The following is a 387-nucleotide window of genomic DNA, read 5'->3' as shown; positions in this document are numbered from 1 at the left end:
CATGCTGGATCTGGCTTTCGACTACTGGGAGCCGGTCGGCGGACTGGTGCCGCGCCAGGAGAAGCGCGGAATCGTTGGCCTGGCAAAGTTCATCGCCGGCCATTCGCAGAATCCTGAAGCAGTCATGCGCGCCGCCGATGCCTACATCGCCCAGCTTGAGTCCGACCGCGCCGAGCAGTTCCCGGCAGTCGACAAGAGCCGCGAAGCATTCCGCGAGTGGGTCACCGTCGAGGCTGGCCACTTCGTGTTGTTGCACACCCCTGGCGGAATCCGCAAAGAGGCCAAGTCCATTGCCTGGGCAAACATGGACGAAGACACCTTCGGCCAGTTGTACCGCGACGTTTTCGCCGCGTGCTGGCGTCTGGTTCTGTCCTCTCACTTCGAAAC

The 387-nt window shown here is 62.3% G+C and carries 1 protein-coding gene; it reads left to right on the top strand.

From position 1 onward, the window contains the following. Positions 1-387: DUF1367 family protein (locus J0A65_RS22150; RefSeq protein ID WP_206596491.1), on the top strand; the 387-nt coding region annotated here is incomplete at both ends.

The sequence above is a fragment of the Bowmanella yangjiangensis genome (assembly GCF_017255015.1).
Taxonomy (GTDB): domain Bacteria; phylum Pseudomonadota; class Gammaproteobacteria; order Enterobacterales; family Alteromonadaceae; genus Bowmanella; species Bowmanella yangjiangensis.
Note: the sequence above shows the minus strand (reverse complement) of the source record. Positions and strands in the feature narration are given on the sequence as shown.